The sequence below is a fragment of the Blastocatellia bacterium genome (genome assembly GCA_016713405.1).
Taxonomy (GTDB): domain Bacteria; phylum Acidobacteriota; class Blastocatellia; order Chloracidobacteriales; family JADJPF01; genus JADJPF01.
Genome location: JADJPF010000022.1, coordinates 368,748 through 383,078 on the forward strand (window position 1 = coordinate 368,748; position 14,331 = coordinate 383,078).

Sequence of the window (14,331 nt, forward strand, 5' to 3'; positions counted from 1 at the left end):
CTAGGTGTTAATTTCTCTTAAAGAATAATTAATTTAATCAGAAATTACAACAATAGAGTTAAAGCCCTTAAACCCGTCTGGCTCACGTTTACCATTGCCAGGGTCATCAATCCAAGTTTTACCATCAATTAAGTATTTATAGCGGTAAACGCCTGGCTCAGGACAAGGCAAACTAACACGCCAAAGGCCAGGTTTTAATTTTTTCATTGGTGTTTTGGTTGTACTCCATTTATTAAAATCACCTGCTAGATGTATAGAACTAGCTTGGGCATTATGGTAAGTAAAAACTAAACCTCCATGCTCAATAATGGGGGATGGGATAACTTTATAGTGGATTTCTGCATGTTCCTTACGTGCTTCTGCTACAGCATTGCGAGCATCTAAAATTCCAAAGCCTTGTCTTAGAAGTGGGAAATAAGGTACACGATGAGCAGTTGATATAAGGATTTGTTTTACCATATCAGGGGTAAGTTTTGGATTAGCTTCTAGCATTTGAGCAACAATTGAAGAAACTATTGGAGCAGCAAAAGAAGTTCCATCAACGTGTTGATAATAAGGAGTAAGTAGCTTATCTTCAGCTATTTTTTCTGACAAATGCTTAAGAATTATTGGAGGGGTTCTACTATGAAGTTTTTCAGGAAGGTCGGCTACTTCCCAAAGTTCCCGAACACGTTTATTAAGCAAATGTCGGGGCGTATGAAAAAGCTCCCATAGAGCTACAGCACGTTTAGCTTGTTTAGTTGTTGGCAAAATAGGTGCAGGAACCCAAATAGCAGGGGCTATTAGTTCAGGTTTTAAGTTACCATCAGCCGTATAGCCAAAGTTTGAACAATACATTGTTGGAAGTTCATCACATAAGGTTTTATGTCCAGAGCCTCCAGGACGGTTATTATCATCATAACCACCTACAGTAATTACAGAAGGTGAATTACCTGGGGGAGTTAGATTTGGTCTATCGGTACAGCCCGAATTACCCGCGGCAACAACAACAACAACACCTGCTGCAACTACTGCTTCTGCTGCTACATCAACTTCACTGTCTAGGTATGGAATATCTTCATCACCGCCAAGAGAAATATTAACAATACGAATATTATATTTATCTTTATTTTCTAGTACCCATCTTAGACCAGCAGCAATATTTTCTGGCTCAATACCTTTTTTAGACCCAACTTTTACTAATACTAACTTAGCTTTTGCGGCAATACCTCGGTAATGACCATCTGAAAGATAGCCATTACCAGTAGCAGATACACAAGTTTGTGTTCCGTGCCAACTTTGATTAGCTGCTTTATAGAGTTGGCGATCCCCATCTTCAGGATTAGTTATATCTATGTATTTAAGAATACGGGTTTCAGGTTGAATTAAGTCAGGATGAGCATAAAAACCAGAATCTAAAAACGCAATAGTAATGCTTTCACCTTGTAAATTAGGATCTGCATCTAGTCTTTGAAGAGTTGGAATAAGGCTAAATTGGCTTTCAACAGCTTGTTGTAACTTTCTAGTTTTTTCATAACTTTTGTATTCTGCTAGTTTGCCACTCATAACACGTTAGTCTTTCTTTAATCTTTCTTTTTTACACCATGACCACCAAATTCATTACGTAGTGCTGCAATTACTTTGGCTGAGAATGAATCTTGTTGGCGGGAACGGAATCTAATCATCAAAGCTAAGGTTAGTGCAGGTGCAGGGACATTTTTATCAATTGCTTCCATAATTGTCCAGCGACCTTCTCCGCTATCTTCTACATAACCACGAATTTGTTCAAGATCTGGATCACGAGTAAAAGCATTACCACATAGTTCTAAAAGCCAAGAACGAATTACACTACCATTCATCCAAAGATTAGATAATTTACCTAAATCATAATTAAAGCCAGAAGCACGTAGAATTTCAAAACCTTCTCCATAGGCTTCCATCATTCCATATTCAATACCATTATGAATCATTTTAGAATAATGACCTGCGCCAAGCGCACCAACGTGCATATAACCATTTTCTGGTGCCAAGGTTTTAAAAATTGGTTCAAGTCTTTGGAAATCTTCCGTTTCAGCACCTATCATCATACAGTAACCTAATTTTAAGCCCCAAATGCCGCCACTTGTACCAACATCCATATAATGGATACCACTTTCTTTTAAGTCTGCTCCACGGCTTAGTGTATCTTTATAATTAGAATTTCCACCATCAATTAATATATCTCCTGCACTAAGTAAGGGTTTTAATTCTGCAATAGTATTTGTAACAGGGCCACCAGATGGCACCATAATCCATATTGCGCAAGGATGCTCTAGTTTTTCTACCATTTCTGCTAATGAATTTACTGCTGTTGCCCCTTTTTCGGCAAGGGAATTCATTGCTTCTACACTGCGGTCATAAACTACTATGTTATGTCCATCGTTAAGTAGGCGTTGCACCATATTGGCCCCCATTTTGCCAAGCCCGATAAATCCAAGTTGCATAGTCCCTCCTGATTTGATTTGTAGGTTTTGATTTAATTTCTTGCTAGGAATTTACTACTAATTTGTTACTAAAAAAGAGTAAAACAGAAAACTAAGAAAACTAAGAAAATTTCTCTAGGTGCCGCATAACAATATCAGAATTTTGTTATTAGGCGAAGACAATAAAGCTTGAAATTAGCAGTATTTTTTTACTGATCTACAGCAAAATAAAATAAATAAAACTAAGAGTAACTTTTGGCCTGCTACTACAGCCATCAAATCAATAGTTTCTTGAACTTAGTGTTTTTTTTAACTTGATTAATGTGTAATAATTGATAAAAAATAAAAAAAAATTAATAAAAAATTAATAACTATTATGCTAGGGGATTTTATCCATGAAAGCTGATGAGAAACCTTCTGCCCCACATCCAGACATGATTTGTATAAAATGTAAAAATTATGACACTGTCTGGTTTAACTGCATTTTATTAGGGTTTGATGGGATTAGAGAAAATCCTAATATGAGATGTAATATAGAAATTGAAGTTGATGGGCAAAAGAGATTTGCTTTTGAAAAACGTTCTACTCAAGAACTAAAAATTGATATTTCAAGAGCAAATATTCTTAGAGGAGATGACCCAATAGATATAGAATAATTAACCTAAAAAAGCTGAAAAATCTTTATGAGTGAAAATCCAATCAGAGAAATAGATTTAGACAGTTTGCAAAAAGCTTTTATTAGCTATTTACAAGGTGTTCCTTTAGCCTCAGTAAAAGAGTTTTTGTCTTTAACACTGAGAGTTGAAGATCCTATTTATTTTCCTCCTAAAGATGTTGCTCAAATAGTGACTAATTGGGCATTACTTAGGTCTAATGCTGACGGTTATTTAGTACATGAGTATTATCTAAGAAGTATTGAACTAATAGCGGCAGCAGATCATAGCAGGGCTTTAGACAGTTTTGATCCTTCTAAATTTTATATGCCATATTTTGAAGGGTTGGTTCGTAGTTGTCCTAAAGAAGAAAAAGAAGCTTTTCGTCAAAAACTAAAAACACTTAGAGAAAGACTAGCTAGTGAATGGGGTTATCAATTCCGTCGTTTAGACACAAATGAAATAAGCATTGTTCCTAGTAAAGAAAATACTTCTGTAAAACCAATAGTTGGCTCTATAGAAGAAAAATTAACTTATTCTAGTAAAGAAATAGTAAATAGCCAACAAAATGTAACTACTGGCTTATATGCCCCACCAGAAAATCTAAATCAACCTCAGCCAAATAGGGGTTATTATCCACCACCAGCTACTTTAGCCAATAATGCTTTACCAGATTCACCAGTATCATCATTTAGTAGCTATCCTAATAACACAAATCCAGTAAATGCTTATCCTTCATCTAATAATTATGGGCAATTGGCTCAGTCTTTGCCTGCTTCGCCAATGTCATCATTTAATAGTTATCCTAAAGCTAATGTTTCAGCTAGTAATTATCCTATTGCTGCACCTCCAAATAGCAATTATGGACAAGTAGAAGAAACTCCAAATAGTGAGGCGATATCATCCTTTGGTAGTTATCCTACTCAATTATCTGTAAGTAACTATGGAAAAATAGCAGAGCCTCCAGCAGGCTATACAACTAGTTCATCTACAAGTAGTTTTAGTAGTAAAAGAAATGATATTACGGCTGTTGATATAAATAATTTAACTACTTATGAAGTAATTTTTGACCTAGCAGATACAGTTGATAGTTTTGATAAATCCTCTCAAACAAAAGAAGAAGAAGAAACCCAAGCAACACCAGAAAAAATTAGTGCCAAAATTCATAAGCTTAGAATGTCTTTATTAAAGCTTTCTGTAGAAGAACAAGATAGCTATATAGCAGAACTTCAGTCACTAATTTTTGAATTAGCTACAAAACAGCTTTATTTAACACCTTATTTAGAAGCTTTAATAGACATTTCCATCACTAGTTTTAATGCTGGGCAAGGAGTTTTTGGAGCGCAACTTTTATATATTGTTGAGCAAGTTTATTATTTAGAAGGTTTTGATGAAAAAGTCCGTTATGGATTGCGCAAATTTAGGGCAGCAACAGAGTTAAGCGAGCCTCATATGCGTAGCATGTCAAGTGATCCTGCATTAGTGCCAGCACTGCGTATTTATCTGGCACATTTTGATGAATTAGCACCTGATAAACTACTAGAAAACCTAATTTATGAAACTGATAGACAAAAACAAAGATTTTGGATGCTTCTTATAGAAGCTCATAAAGAAACAGCTACCTCTCATCTTTTACAGCAATTGTCAAAACTAGTAGCTAATAATGATAATTGGCCTATGATTAGGAATTTAATAGCAGTAATTGGACGCATTCCACCCCAAGAAAGAATCGCACAAAGACAAGCTATTGGCTTATTAGGTAATTACTTAAAATCCCTTTTATTCAACTACGTTATGCTTCTTTGACTAGCTTAGAGGCTCTAGCCATAGATGATGCACTCCCTTATATTACATCTATTTTTGATGAAAAACTTTATTCTGATAGTGAGTTAGAAGAAACAGAAAGACTTATAGCCTACTTAAAAATGGTAATAGCTTTAATTGGTAAATTTAATTCTGAACGAGCATTGAGGATGTTAATAGAAATCTCTTTAGGTAGACATATTAGTTTTGTAAATGTTAAATCTATACAACAACTACAACTTCAGGCAATGCAAATACTTGCTAGCAAACGTCATTTGCTTTCTGCAAATCTAGTTAACCCTTTTATAGAAAGAATACGTGCTATTACTAATCCTTGGAAAAAATTAATGTCTCGTTTTTTAGGTGAAGATGAAATGGAATTACTAGCTATGCTAGAAGTTGTAGGAACAATTAATACACAAGAAATAAGACAATTATTAGTAGAGATAAAAGATAAATATGCTGGTCAAACAGCAGGAAGAAGAGCAGGGGAATTACTTATAAAACTATAATAACCAGTTTATTTTTCTTCAGTTTGGTTATTATCTGAGCTTACTTTAGCCGGGCCGCTTTCCTCGACTCGATCACGGACTCTTTGAGCAAGGTCTCTAACACCTTTTTTACGAACTATTAATGCGGCAGCAGCTTCTGCTGATGTTTGGGCTGCTTCTTCGGCAGCATCCATATCGCCTGCTTCCATCACCATACGCATTATTTCATCTGATTGATTGATGAGTTGGTTTAATTGAATAGTGTTTTTTTCTATTGCAAGCTTTTTGATATCATTGGGTTTAATTGCCATATATTTATCTCCCTAATGAGTTATAAGTATATTAGGTAAGAAGCAGATAAACTTAACATATTTTTTCTTGGATAACAATTAGGGATTAAATTAAAATGTTTCTATTTCTTATCTTAAAGATGCTAATATCTTTTATTCCTTAAAAGTATTTAATAAAAATTTAATAAATTAGGAGGGCAAGTTGTCTGAGGAATTATTTAAAATGCGTCTTGCTATGATTGAAGCTCTACAACATGCTACAAGGGAAAAAAGATTAGATTGGATTAGAACTAATCCAGATGAAGTGGAATGGAAACCCGGTACTGTTGAACAACGCTATGCAATGATTTCAGAAGAAGGTATTTTTGTTACTTTTTCCCGTATGCGTTCAGGTGCTATGGATTTATTAGTCCAGTTTCAAGAAGAAGGTTGTTATCGTGAATACCAAATCTCAGAAGAAGATGGAAAAGAAACCTTAAAAGCTTTAGAAGTTCTCTATGATCTACTTCCTAGCACTGGGAAAATGATTGAAGATTTTCGATTGATTACACAATATCTAAAACCACAATAATTAGAAAGCAAATAAATTTGCAACTTATTCTAAAACTTAATTTTGTGGATTAATAATTTGGGTGTTAGAAAAATTCCGAGGTGTTTATGAAGCGTTGTTCAGCTTGTAATAGAAAATTTGAAGATGCTAACGCTTTTTGTCCCTATGATGGTCAAGAACTAATAACACTTCTTGCACAACAAGATATTATTGGGCGACTAATAGACAATAAATATTTAATTGAAGCTAAAATTGCTCGTGGTGGTACAGGTACGGTTTATAGAGCAACTCATGTTCAATTAAATGTTCCTGTTGCTGTAAAAGTCCTACATAGCGACCGAAATAATGATGCTTTGGCTGTTGAACGCTTTCGCCGAGAAGCTTATGCAGCAATGCAGGTGCGTCATCCTAATGCTATTGCTGTTTTTGACTTTGGTGTTACTACTGATAATCTAGTTTATGTAGTGATGGAATTACTTAATGGTATGAGTTTGCGCCAAAAGCTAAAACAGATGTGCTATGTATCATTAATAGATGTAAATAATGTAATTCAACAAATTTGTGCTGCTGTTGCTATTGCCCATAAACATAAAATCATCCATCGAGACTTAAAACCAGAAAATGTTTTTTTACATACTGATGGAGATGAAGAAATTGTTAAAGTAGTAGATTTTGGACTAGCAAAATTACGTGGTTTTGTTGAAGATGCTGATTCTCCTGCTCTTACTCGAGATGGTTTAGTTATTGGCACACCTCTTTATATGTCCCCTGAACAAAGCCGGGGCCGCCCTGTAGATAAACGCTCAGATATTTATTCTCTAGGTGTAATGCTTTATGAAATGCTTACAGGCACTTTACCCTTTAGAGGAAAATCTTTAAGTGAAATTGCCATAAAACATGCTACTGAAAAGCCTCAGCCTATATATGAAGTTCGACCTAGTTTACCTGCTGTAGTAAATGCAGTAGTAATGCACTCATTAGAAAAAGTGCCTAAAAATAGACCTAATAATGTTGTTGAATGGGCCATTTCTCTACAAGCTGCTGTAAAAGCTGTTACAGAAGGGCAATTTAGAGACCTTTTCCTTAATGCTAGTGATGAGGATTTAGAAGCAGCTATCTTACTTACTGGCGAAATGGGACAATTGCCAGAGAAAAAACCTAGTACAGGAGATTTACCAGAAGGTGTTGGATTAAGTGAAATAGGAAGTAATGAAACCTCTCCAAATGTAGTTAGTAGTGTTGATGCTGATCTTATGGGACAAACAACTCTTCCAGAAGGATTTACTGTAATTGAAGAAGGTAAATCTATTTTTAGTAGCCCAGAAAAAACTTATTCTATTGCGTCTGATAACTTGCCGGTTTATTTATTTGCCGCTTCACAAGAAGCAACTATGGCTTTACAAGCAATAATGGGACAAATAGCAAAACAACAAAACGTAGATAGCGGGGTTTTGGTAGATTTGGAAAAAGCAACTAAATCGCTTACTAATATATTAAAGCAGGCAAAAGGTTTAGCAGCTAAGTAATAAACCCTAATCTAATTCAGGTTGTGTTTGCTGTGGTGTTTGCTGTGGTTCCTGTTGTGGTTCCTGTTGTGGAGGATCCGTTATTAAATTTGGATTTTCTATAGGATTAGTAATTTGGAAATATCTTGTTTCAGTCTTAAAGTTATAAGACTGTTCTATATCTGGGTTAGAAATAATTACCCAATAATACTTACGGTCTTTTTTTAGAAATGATAATTGGTACTCATCAGGTTTATAATTTTGCTGGTCAGTAATTTGACGCATCACAAGTTCGCCTTCGTCATAAACTTCAATAACATAAGAAATCCCAGATTTGTTACACTGCCAACGAAATTCTAAATCTTTTGCATCAAGCGTTTGATAGTTAGTAGGAGAAATTAACTTAACTGAAGGTTGGGAAAAGAATTTATAACCAATTGCAACAACAAAAAGTAATGCGATTGCCCCTAAAACTTTCCAATGATGTTGTGAAAATGTTTCTGGTAGATTGGAATCTTCTGGGTTAATAAATTGTGGTTTCTTAGTATTCTTTTCAGACATAAAGTAAGAGAGGGGCAAAGAGCTTGCCCCTCTAATCTCCTTAATTAGTTTGTAGGTCTTTGTATTTGGCTTTGTTGGAATCCTTTAAAGTCTATTAATTGCAGGAATGGAGATCCTGGAGGTAGAGTACAAGGATTATTAAAGTCAGTGTCAAAGATCCAATCTCGGTTAGGTGGACGATAAACATAATCCACATTATCTGCTGTGGTAAAATTACTTGCAACACTTGCAGAACTAACACGCTTAAAAGCACCATTAGCTTGAGTACTCTTATAGATTCGGATTAATGAACCAGCATAAGTAGCAGATTGGATCCGAGCAGTACCGCTATTTTGTCCCCAATCTTCTAAGAAACGAGGGAAGTTATTCATAGCACCTGATGAATACTCAGAACTATTACCTTGATGAATATCATTAACATTTGTTCCAGTTGCAGTTGTCCAAAACTGAGGATACCAGCTAGAGTATAACCACTAACTAAAGCAAAACGATAAGCAGTGTTTCTAGCAGGACGATAACCAATTGCTTGATATGGGCTAGTAAAAGTACGAGCATCTAACCAACCTGCATAACCACCTGCTCCACCCCAGTTAGGTACGCTTGTACCAACAGATGGATTAGATAGCAATGAGATTGCATCAGCTACTATTGCAGCAGGAACATGGCAATTATTTCCACAAGTATCAAAATTAGCACCATTATATTGGGTTGCAGGTGTTGGGCTTTGAGGAGTCCCATTTATACCAGGGAAAGTATCTAAGTCATTTACTTCAGCAGCAGGAGCATTATAGTTACCAAGTACATAAACAGGATTTTCTGAAATTACATTTATTCCTAATGGAAAACCACAGGTTCCCATTCTTGGCCCTGTTGGAAATAAGTTGCTAGCATTAACTAAGCGTACTCCTCTACGAAATAGCTCTACTCTTTGATCACCACGAGTCCCATTAAAAACTGTAGGAGGTTTTCTAGTCCAAGTTACTTGACCAACGGAATTTGTTGGTACTTGAGTAAGGGCTATCATATTTCCTAGTCTTTGGACAGTATTGACAGCAGTTCCATAAGTTCTTCCACTATCATATTGATCTTCAAGAGTTACTGTTCCGCCTCCACTATGGAATGCTGAGCTATAAGCAGCAGATTCACTAAACCCATTTGATTCTGTTTGTATCACACAATCATTATTAGCATCTTGAGGAGATTTTCCTTCATCACGGTTGTTAGTTAAATAATCTCCTGTACAACCTGTTTGTCCGCCAAGCGCACGAGGAACAGCAGAATTAGTTCCACTTGTTGTGTTACCGCCATCACTCCAAACAACATTTTCTCTTTGATATTCCCCATCCCCAATTAAGCTAATTCTTCCTTCTGTAGGAGTTGCATCAGCCATATTAGGAGCAGAGGCACCAGCACCAGGTTTATTTAAATTTGTTGTCAAAACTGGTTCATCACCGCGACGGTCAGAAGCATAAAATAGCCAACCATTGTCTTGTAAAACATCAATATTATCTCTTAAAGCAGCAGCATTTAATGGACTACCAGTAGCCATTCTAAAAGGGGTATTTCCCATTTGTCTAAAAAGATCATCAAAATCACCTTTTAATAATCTTCCTAGATTGCCCATATCTATTTCCATTAAATTCATTGTTCCTACTTTAGTAACTGCAAACGGTGTTAACCCTGGTACAGGAGTAGGGCCATTACCAGAATTATTAGGTTCATGAGGTGTACCTTCACGAGAATCAAAAATATTGATTGGGAAAGGTATAAGTCTATGCCTAGCGTTTGTACTATCGTTAAGTATCCAGGTGGTTTCTCCATCAACAAAAGCTACAGATTCTGTATCATTTATAGTTGGTAAAGATCCTGGAGTAGGACGGTTATATCTACGTTTTGGAGTGTTTAAGTTTTCTCCAAAAAGGTTTGTTCCTTGACGAGTAGTTGAAGTATTAGCATTACCATTAAAATCAATTATGTGACCAGGTAAAACGTTACTTGGTAATATTTGAGTGCCATTTGTTGGGTTTATACCTGTGTAATAGCCACCTTGATCATGTTGTGGTTCTGAATAAGGTTGTGCAGTTGCAGCAACACGAGTTCTATATTTTCCAGTTGGAAACATTGGATCTGGTGTTGTATCTAAATTGTCTTCTATACCAAACATACTCAAACCCGAAGTTGCAGGGTTGTTATAAACTCTTCTTGCCATATTTGAGTAATAATCAGATACAACATTATTAGTTAAAGCGTCTAGTCCAGGGTTTAGGCCAACTAAATCAGCAGGAGGATTAGTTGTAATATCTGGAGCAGGGTTTTGTCTATAAGGAACAGCAAAACGTTGTAAGTGAATGATAGAATTTTCATCTGGAAATGGCCCGACACCAAATCCTAATGGCCCTGTTTGATACGCTGTTGGCGGAAAGCTTGGATTGGTACGTGGATAATAAAATGTAGCTGGGGTAGTTCCAGTATTATTAGCAGAATAAGGAACTGTAACACCAAGGTTAAGTATTTCTTGAGTGATATCTTGAGTTACTCCATTAGCACGAACAACTTCTATCTTAATCCAACCATGAACACGATAACCATTAACTCTAGCACCTGTTGGACGAGGTGTTCCATCATCGGGATTAACAACTTTTGGCTGAAAACCACGTGGTAGAGGTCTATATTTATTTCCACCTTGGGTGTCATCTAGCATATAGTGCCAGTTAGGGCTGCCATTTGGAAACCCTTGTACTTGTACTTGAGGGTTGCCTGTTGGATTTGCACGAGGTAATTGTCCAAGTGTAAAGTCAGGAGCATCTAGCTGTACACCACCAAAATCACCTGTAGGAGCAGCAGGATTGCTGATATCCCCAGGTAAAACTGTTCTAGGAAGTTGTGCTTGATAATCTGCTAAAGTTACGCGAATTGTAGGTTTATAGTAGTAACGAGCAGCAAAATATGGAGAACTACGAGCAGGATCAAAATCTGATGCTAGTCCACGTCTAATTAATTGAACTGGATTAGCACCTAAAATGTTTTGGATAGGCAAATTTAATCTAGGTGCATCTACTCTTATAGTTGGATCGGCTTTACCACCAACTCTACCAGCACCAGGTGCTGATACTACACAACTTGTTCCAGGAACCGCATCAATGGCAGGAGCTTCCACACCATTACAATTATTTATCAATCCTCCACCTAGCGCGCTACCTTGATTAAATCTTTGTAAACCACCAGTGCTATTTGTAGAAACCGTTAAACGGCTGTTGGCACGGGCTTCATTGCCAGATTTTGTTTGACCAAGGATCATATGTTTACCTACAGTAATTTTTGCAGCAGTTTTAATTACTGTAGTACCACTAGCAACATATTGTGAAAAAGAAATTGTATCTCCACCAGCAGTAAGACTAGCATTTGTGTTACCAGTAAGGTAGAAGTTTTGGTTAGTGTGTACCCAACCACCAAACGCCCAGTTAGGAGGAATATAAAGTTCAAAATCAGAATCAGTAAAGATTCCAAATTGAAATAGTGGAAGTAAAAAGTTAGTAAAATCGCGGGTAAGTTGTACGTTTGCCCCACCTCGGACTTGGTTAGTAACTGTAGAAACTTGACGGTATTGTCTAGCAAATGCCTGCAATCCAGCATAGGTTCCATCTTGGATTTTTACTGGGTAAGGAGGACGTGCTGCAACAGTGCAACCTGAACCACTAGGATTACACACATCAATTACACAAAAATTGGATTGACCTATCCAGCCTAAATCAAAAAGATTTGATGAGTTAAAATCAACGCCAGGATAACCTGGAACACAATTAGAACCTGGAGGACAGCTAACGTTAGGTTTTACTACACGGAAATTATTTAATACATCTGGCGGTGCTAAAACTACTCTGCATAATGAATCATAAGTTGGACTAGTTGAAGTAACAAACAAAGAGCTAAAATCACGTGACATTTGTTCTAATTTAGCAAAAGCTGTGTAATAAGCACGTTGTTGAGCTACTTCAAAGTTAGAAGATACAGTATCTGTAGTAGTAATTGTTAATGAAGCACTTACATAAATTGTTAGCAAAGCTAATAGAAGCGTGACAATTATAAGAGCAGAGCCACGTTCTTGAAAAGCTTTTGGAGACAGCAATTTACGAAGCTTTTTACGCCAAAATCTTCTTACTGCTCGCATAAAAATTCTCCTTAAAAAACAATAAAATAAAAATAATTATTAAGTATTTATGGATTTGGATTTGTTCCTGGTGGATCAGGAACATAATTAGTTTGGAATAGATTTCTAACTCCAAAAGTGCCATTTAAGCTAAAGCGATATAGATAACCTTGGTTTGGATTATATTGATCACGAAGTTTAGTATCTCGGTCTGCTGCACGTACTTTTAAGGAAACATTGACTTGACGAATTTCAGCTAGTCTAAAAGGTTCACCCATACTTAGATTTCCTGGAGAACCTAAAGCACCAGGGTCATCTATTGGTTGAACAATACCTCCTATTTGGCTTCCAGTTACATTGTAAGTAAATTGCAGATCTTCTATACCTGTAGCAATTATATTGTCATAGTAGCAAGTACCAGCACAATTATAGGTACGTAGGTCAGCGGCAATTTCTTGAGGGGAAACCGCAGGATTTCCTCCTGTTGGAGTATGTGGAGGAGGTAAAATTTCTCGTCTAATTAAATTACCATCAGCATCAACAAAGAAAGTTATAAAATTAAAGCGATAAGCTAAAACAGGGGGTTGTATGGGAACGTTTTCAATATCTAAAGAAACACGATTTAAAGGGTCAGTCATTCCAAATCTATTAATTTGAAATGGATCGCCACCAGAAAAAGTTATTTGACCTGGACTACCACTATTAACATTTGAAACAACACCTATTGCAGAAATTGGGCCCCGGCTAAGAATAATTAGATCACCAGCAAATAAGTTTGCTAAAGTACCAGAGGTAAGCGTATAAGTAGCATTACCACCGGTTAAATTATAATTACCTGTTAATGGTAAACCATTGTTAAATGTTTGATCTACATAAGCTAAAGTAATTTGATCGGTATTATTAAAAAGACTTGGGCCAACACGGACACGATTTAAGTTATTACCGGGAATAATAGGGGTAAGTAGAGAAGTTCCACCTTGTAAAGAAGAAACCACTGGTACTGTTCCTAGATCAATTTGTGGAGCAAAATTAAATCCTGCATTAGTTATGTCTCTTCCCATTGTAATCATTGCAGCACGTGCATTTTGTTCTATATCTGTTGTTCTTAATGTTACAGAACGATTAGCTTGCCCTACACGAAGAAATGAAAAAAGTGGGCCAATTAAAATTAACAATAGTACGGAGGCAATTAAAATCTCTACTAATGTAAAACCACGGCTACTGGAATATAAATTTTGTTTTTTCATAAGCTATTCCTTAGTTATTTGAAGGTAGAGTAAGTATAGCAAAATCACTAATTTGAGTGCTTAAAGTGACTTGTTCACGTCCACCTGTAGCATTAGGGTAACTAACCGTTACATCAATTTGCTTAGAAGCAGGGCCAATATCCATAATATCTACTCTTCGAGTAAAACCAAGAAGAGGGACTCTTCTATTATCAGCAGCAAATGGAGGAGGATATTGACCATCTGGGCCAGGGTCTATATCTAGTGTTTCTACTTGTGTTCCTAGCCCTGGGCAATTATCATTATAAGCCCCTGTTCGACCATCATCACAAGTACCATATACACCATCTGGGCCAGGTAGTAAAACTGCTCCAACGCCACCTGTAAAACGTCCTCCACTCATCATTGGCATAGTAGAGTTAAATTTAGAAAATACATCAAAGCCTGGTTTGGCAGTTTCTTTTGCAGTGATAATGGTATCCATAATGTTGTTAGCTAATTGTTTGGCAATAGATTGTTGGCGAGAGCGTTGAGGCAAAGTTACGCCAACTACTAAAGCACCTGAGAGAGCTACCAAACCTATAGTAATAATAACTATTGCAATTAAAACTTCTATTAAAGAAAAGCCTTTTTGGTTAGTTTTCATATAATATATTTAACAACC

The 14,331-nt window shown here is 36.3% G+C and carries 13 protein-coding genes; 5 read left to right on the top strand and 8 right to left on the bottom strand.

Annotated elements, in window-relative coordinates:
• Positions 1 to 33 precede the first annotated feature (33 nt).
• Positions 34 to 1,545: a S8 family serine peptidase gene (locus IPK14_23075; protein ID MBK7996152.1), complete on the bottom strand. Its 1,512-nt coding sequence runs from the start codon at positions 1,543 to 1,545 to the stop codon at positions 34 to 36.
• A gap of 17 nt (positions 1,546 to 1,562) precedes the next feature.
• Complete coding sequence (gene gnd, locus IPK14_23080) at positions 1,563 to 2,462, bottom strand: decarboxylating 6-phosphogluconate dehydrogenase (protein MBK7996153.1); 900 nt, start codon at positions 2,460 to 2,462, stop codon at positions 1,563 to 1,565.
• A 374-nt stretch (positions 2,463 to 2,836) separates the two neighbouring features.
• Between gnd and IPK14_23085 the strand changes: the two genes are divergently transcribed.
• From IPK14_23085 to IPK14_23095, 3 genes are read left to right on the top strand one after another with little or no spacing between them, the layout of a single operon-like run.
• Entirely contained in the window at positions 2,837 to 3,097 is a 261-nt protein-coding gene (locus IPK14_23085) for a hypothetical protein (protein MBK7996154.1), read from the top strand.
• Positions 3,098 to 3,124: 27 nt separating this feature from the next.
• Positions 3,125 to 4,900 carry a hypothetical protein gene (locus IPK14_23090; protein ID MBK7996155.1) on the top strand — a complete coding sequence of 592 codons (1,776 nt, stop codon included), beginning with the start codon at positions 3,125 to 3,127 and terminating at the stop codon, positions 4,898 to 4,900.
• Positions 4,897 to 5,409 (top strand): hypothetical protein, encoded by a 513-nt coding sequence (locus tag IPK14_23095; protein ID MBK7996156.1) that lies wholly within the window; start codon positions 4,897 to 4,899, stop codon positions 5,407 to 5,409. Before IPK14_23090 ends, IPK14_23095 begins: the two co-directional genes overlap by 4 nt.
• A gap of 8 nt (positions 5,410 to 5,417) precedes the next feature.
• On the opposite strand, the gene IPK14_23100 is transcribed toward IPK14_23095, so the two are convergent.
• Entirely contained in the window at positions 5,418 to 5,699 is a 282-nt protein-coding gene (locus IPK14_23100; GenBank protein ID MBK7996157.1) for a hypothetical protein, read from the bottom strand.
• A 181-nt stretch (positions 5,700 to 5,880) separates the two neighbouring features.
• Between IPK14_23100 and IPK14_23105 the strand changes: the two genes are divergently transcribed.
• Together IPK14_23105 and IPK14_23110 are read left to right on the top strand one after the other, a co-directional pair.
• Complete coding sequence (locus tag IPK14_23105) at positions 5,881 to 6,249, top strand: hypothetical protein (protein MBK7996158.1); 369 nt, start codon at positions 5,881 to 5,883, stop codon at positions 6,247 to 6,249.
• 86 nt (positions 6,250 to 6,335) lie between these two features.
• Entirely contained in the window at positions 6,336 to 7,754 is a 1,419-nt protein-coding gene (locus IPK14_23110) for a serine/threonine protein kinase (GenBank protein ID MBK7996159.1), read from the top strand.
• Positions 7,755 to 7,760: 6 nt separating this feature from the next.
• Here IPK14_23110 and IPK14_23115 read toward each other — a convergent pair whose 3' ends face one another.
• Genes IPK14_23115 through IPK14_23135 form a run of 5 tightly spaced genes read right to left on the bottom strand, consistent with a single transcriptional unit; the run spans position 7,761 to position 14,313 of the window.
• Entirely contained in the window at positions 7,761 to 8,294 is a 534-nt protein-coding gene (locus tag IPK14_23115) for a hypothetical protein (protein ID MBK7996160.1), read from the bottom strand.
• A gap of 44 nt (positions 8,295 to 8,338) precedes the next feature.
• Positions 8,339 to 8,665 (bottom strand): hypothetical protein, encoded by a 327-nt coding sequence (locus IPK14_23120; GenBank protein ID MBK7996161.1) that lies wholly within the window; start codon positions 8,663 to 8,665, stop codon positions 8,339 to 8,341.
• The gene (locus tag IPK14_23125; GenBank protein ID MBK7996162.1) at positions 8,662 to 12,462 is read right to left on the bottom strand and encodes a hypothetical protein; all 3,801 of its coding nucleotides are present in this window, start codon (positions 12,460 to 12,462) and stop codon (positions 8,662 to 8,664) included. Before IPK14_23125 ends, IPK14_23120 begins: the two co-directional genes overlap by 4 nt.
• A gap of 47 nt (positions 12,463 to 12,509) precedes the next feature.
• Entirely contained in the window at positions 12,510 to 13,688 is a 1,179-nt protein-coding gene (locus tag IPK14_23130) for a prepilin-type N-terminal cleavage/methylation domain-containing protein (protein MBK7996163.1), read from the bottom strand.
• 10 nt (positions 13,689 to 13,698) lie between these two features.
• Entirely contained in the window at positions 13,699 to 14,313 is a 615-nt protein-coding gene (locus IPK14_23135) for a prepilin-type N-terminal cleavage/methylation domain-containing protein (protein ID MBK7996164.1), read from the bottom strand.
• Between the last annotated feature and the right edge of the window lie 18 nt (positions 14,314 to 14,331).

Bases quoted from the DNA above. Each gene is read 5' to 3' on its own strand.
- IPK14_23075 (MBK7996152.1), bottom strand. From the start codon at position 1,545: ATGAGTGGCAAACTAGCAGAATACAAAAGTTATGAAAAAACTAGAAAG.
- gnd (MBK7996153.1), bottom strand. From the start codon at position 2,462: ATGCAACTTGGATTTATCGGGCTTGGCAAAATGGGGGCCAATATGGTG.
- IPK14_23085 (MBK7996154.1), top strand. From the start codon at position 2,837: ATGAAAGCTGATGAGAAACCTTCTGCCCCACATCCAGACATGATTTGT.
- IPK14_23090 (MBK7996155.1), top strand. From the start codon at position 3,125: ATGAGTGAAAATCCAATCAGAGAAATAGATTTAGACAGTTTGCAAAAA.
- IPK14_23100 (MBK7996157.1), bottom strand. From the start codon at position 5,699: ATGGCAATTAAACCCAATGATATCAAAAAGCTTGCAATAGAAAAAAAC.
- IPK14_23110 (MBK7996159.1), top strand. From the start codon at position 6,336: ATGAAGCGTTGTTCAGCTTGTAATAGAAAATTTGAAGATGCTAACGCT.
- IPK14_23115 (MBK7996160.1), bottom strand. From the start codon at position 8,294: ATGTCTGAAAAGAATACTAAGAAACCACAATTTATTAACCCAGAAGAT.
- IPK14_23120 (MBK7996161.1), bottom strand. From the start codon at position 8,665: ATGAATAACTTCCCTCGTTTCTTAGAAGATTGGGGACAAAATAGCGGT.
- IPK14_23125 (MBK7996162.1), bottom strand. From the start codon at position 12,462: ATGCGAGCAGTAAGAAGATTTTGGCGTAAAAAGCTTCGTAAATTGCTG.
- IPK14_23130 (MBK7996163.1), bottom strand. From the start codon at position 13,688: ATGAAAAAACAAAATTTATATTCCAGTAGCCGTGGTTTTACATTAGTA.
- IPK14_23135 (MBK7996164.1), bottom strand. From the start codon at position 14,313: ATGAAAACTAACCAAAAAGGCTTTTCTTTAATAGAAGTTTTAATTGCA.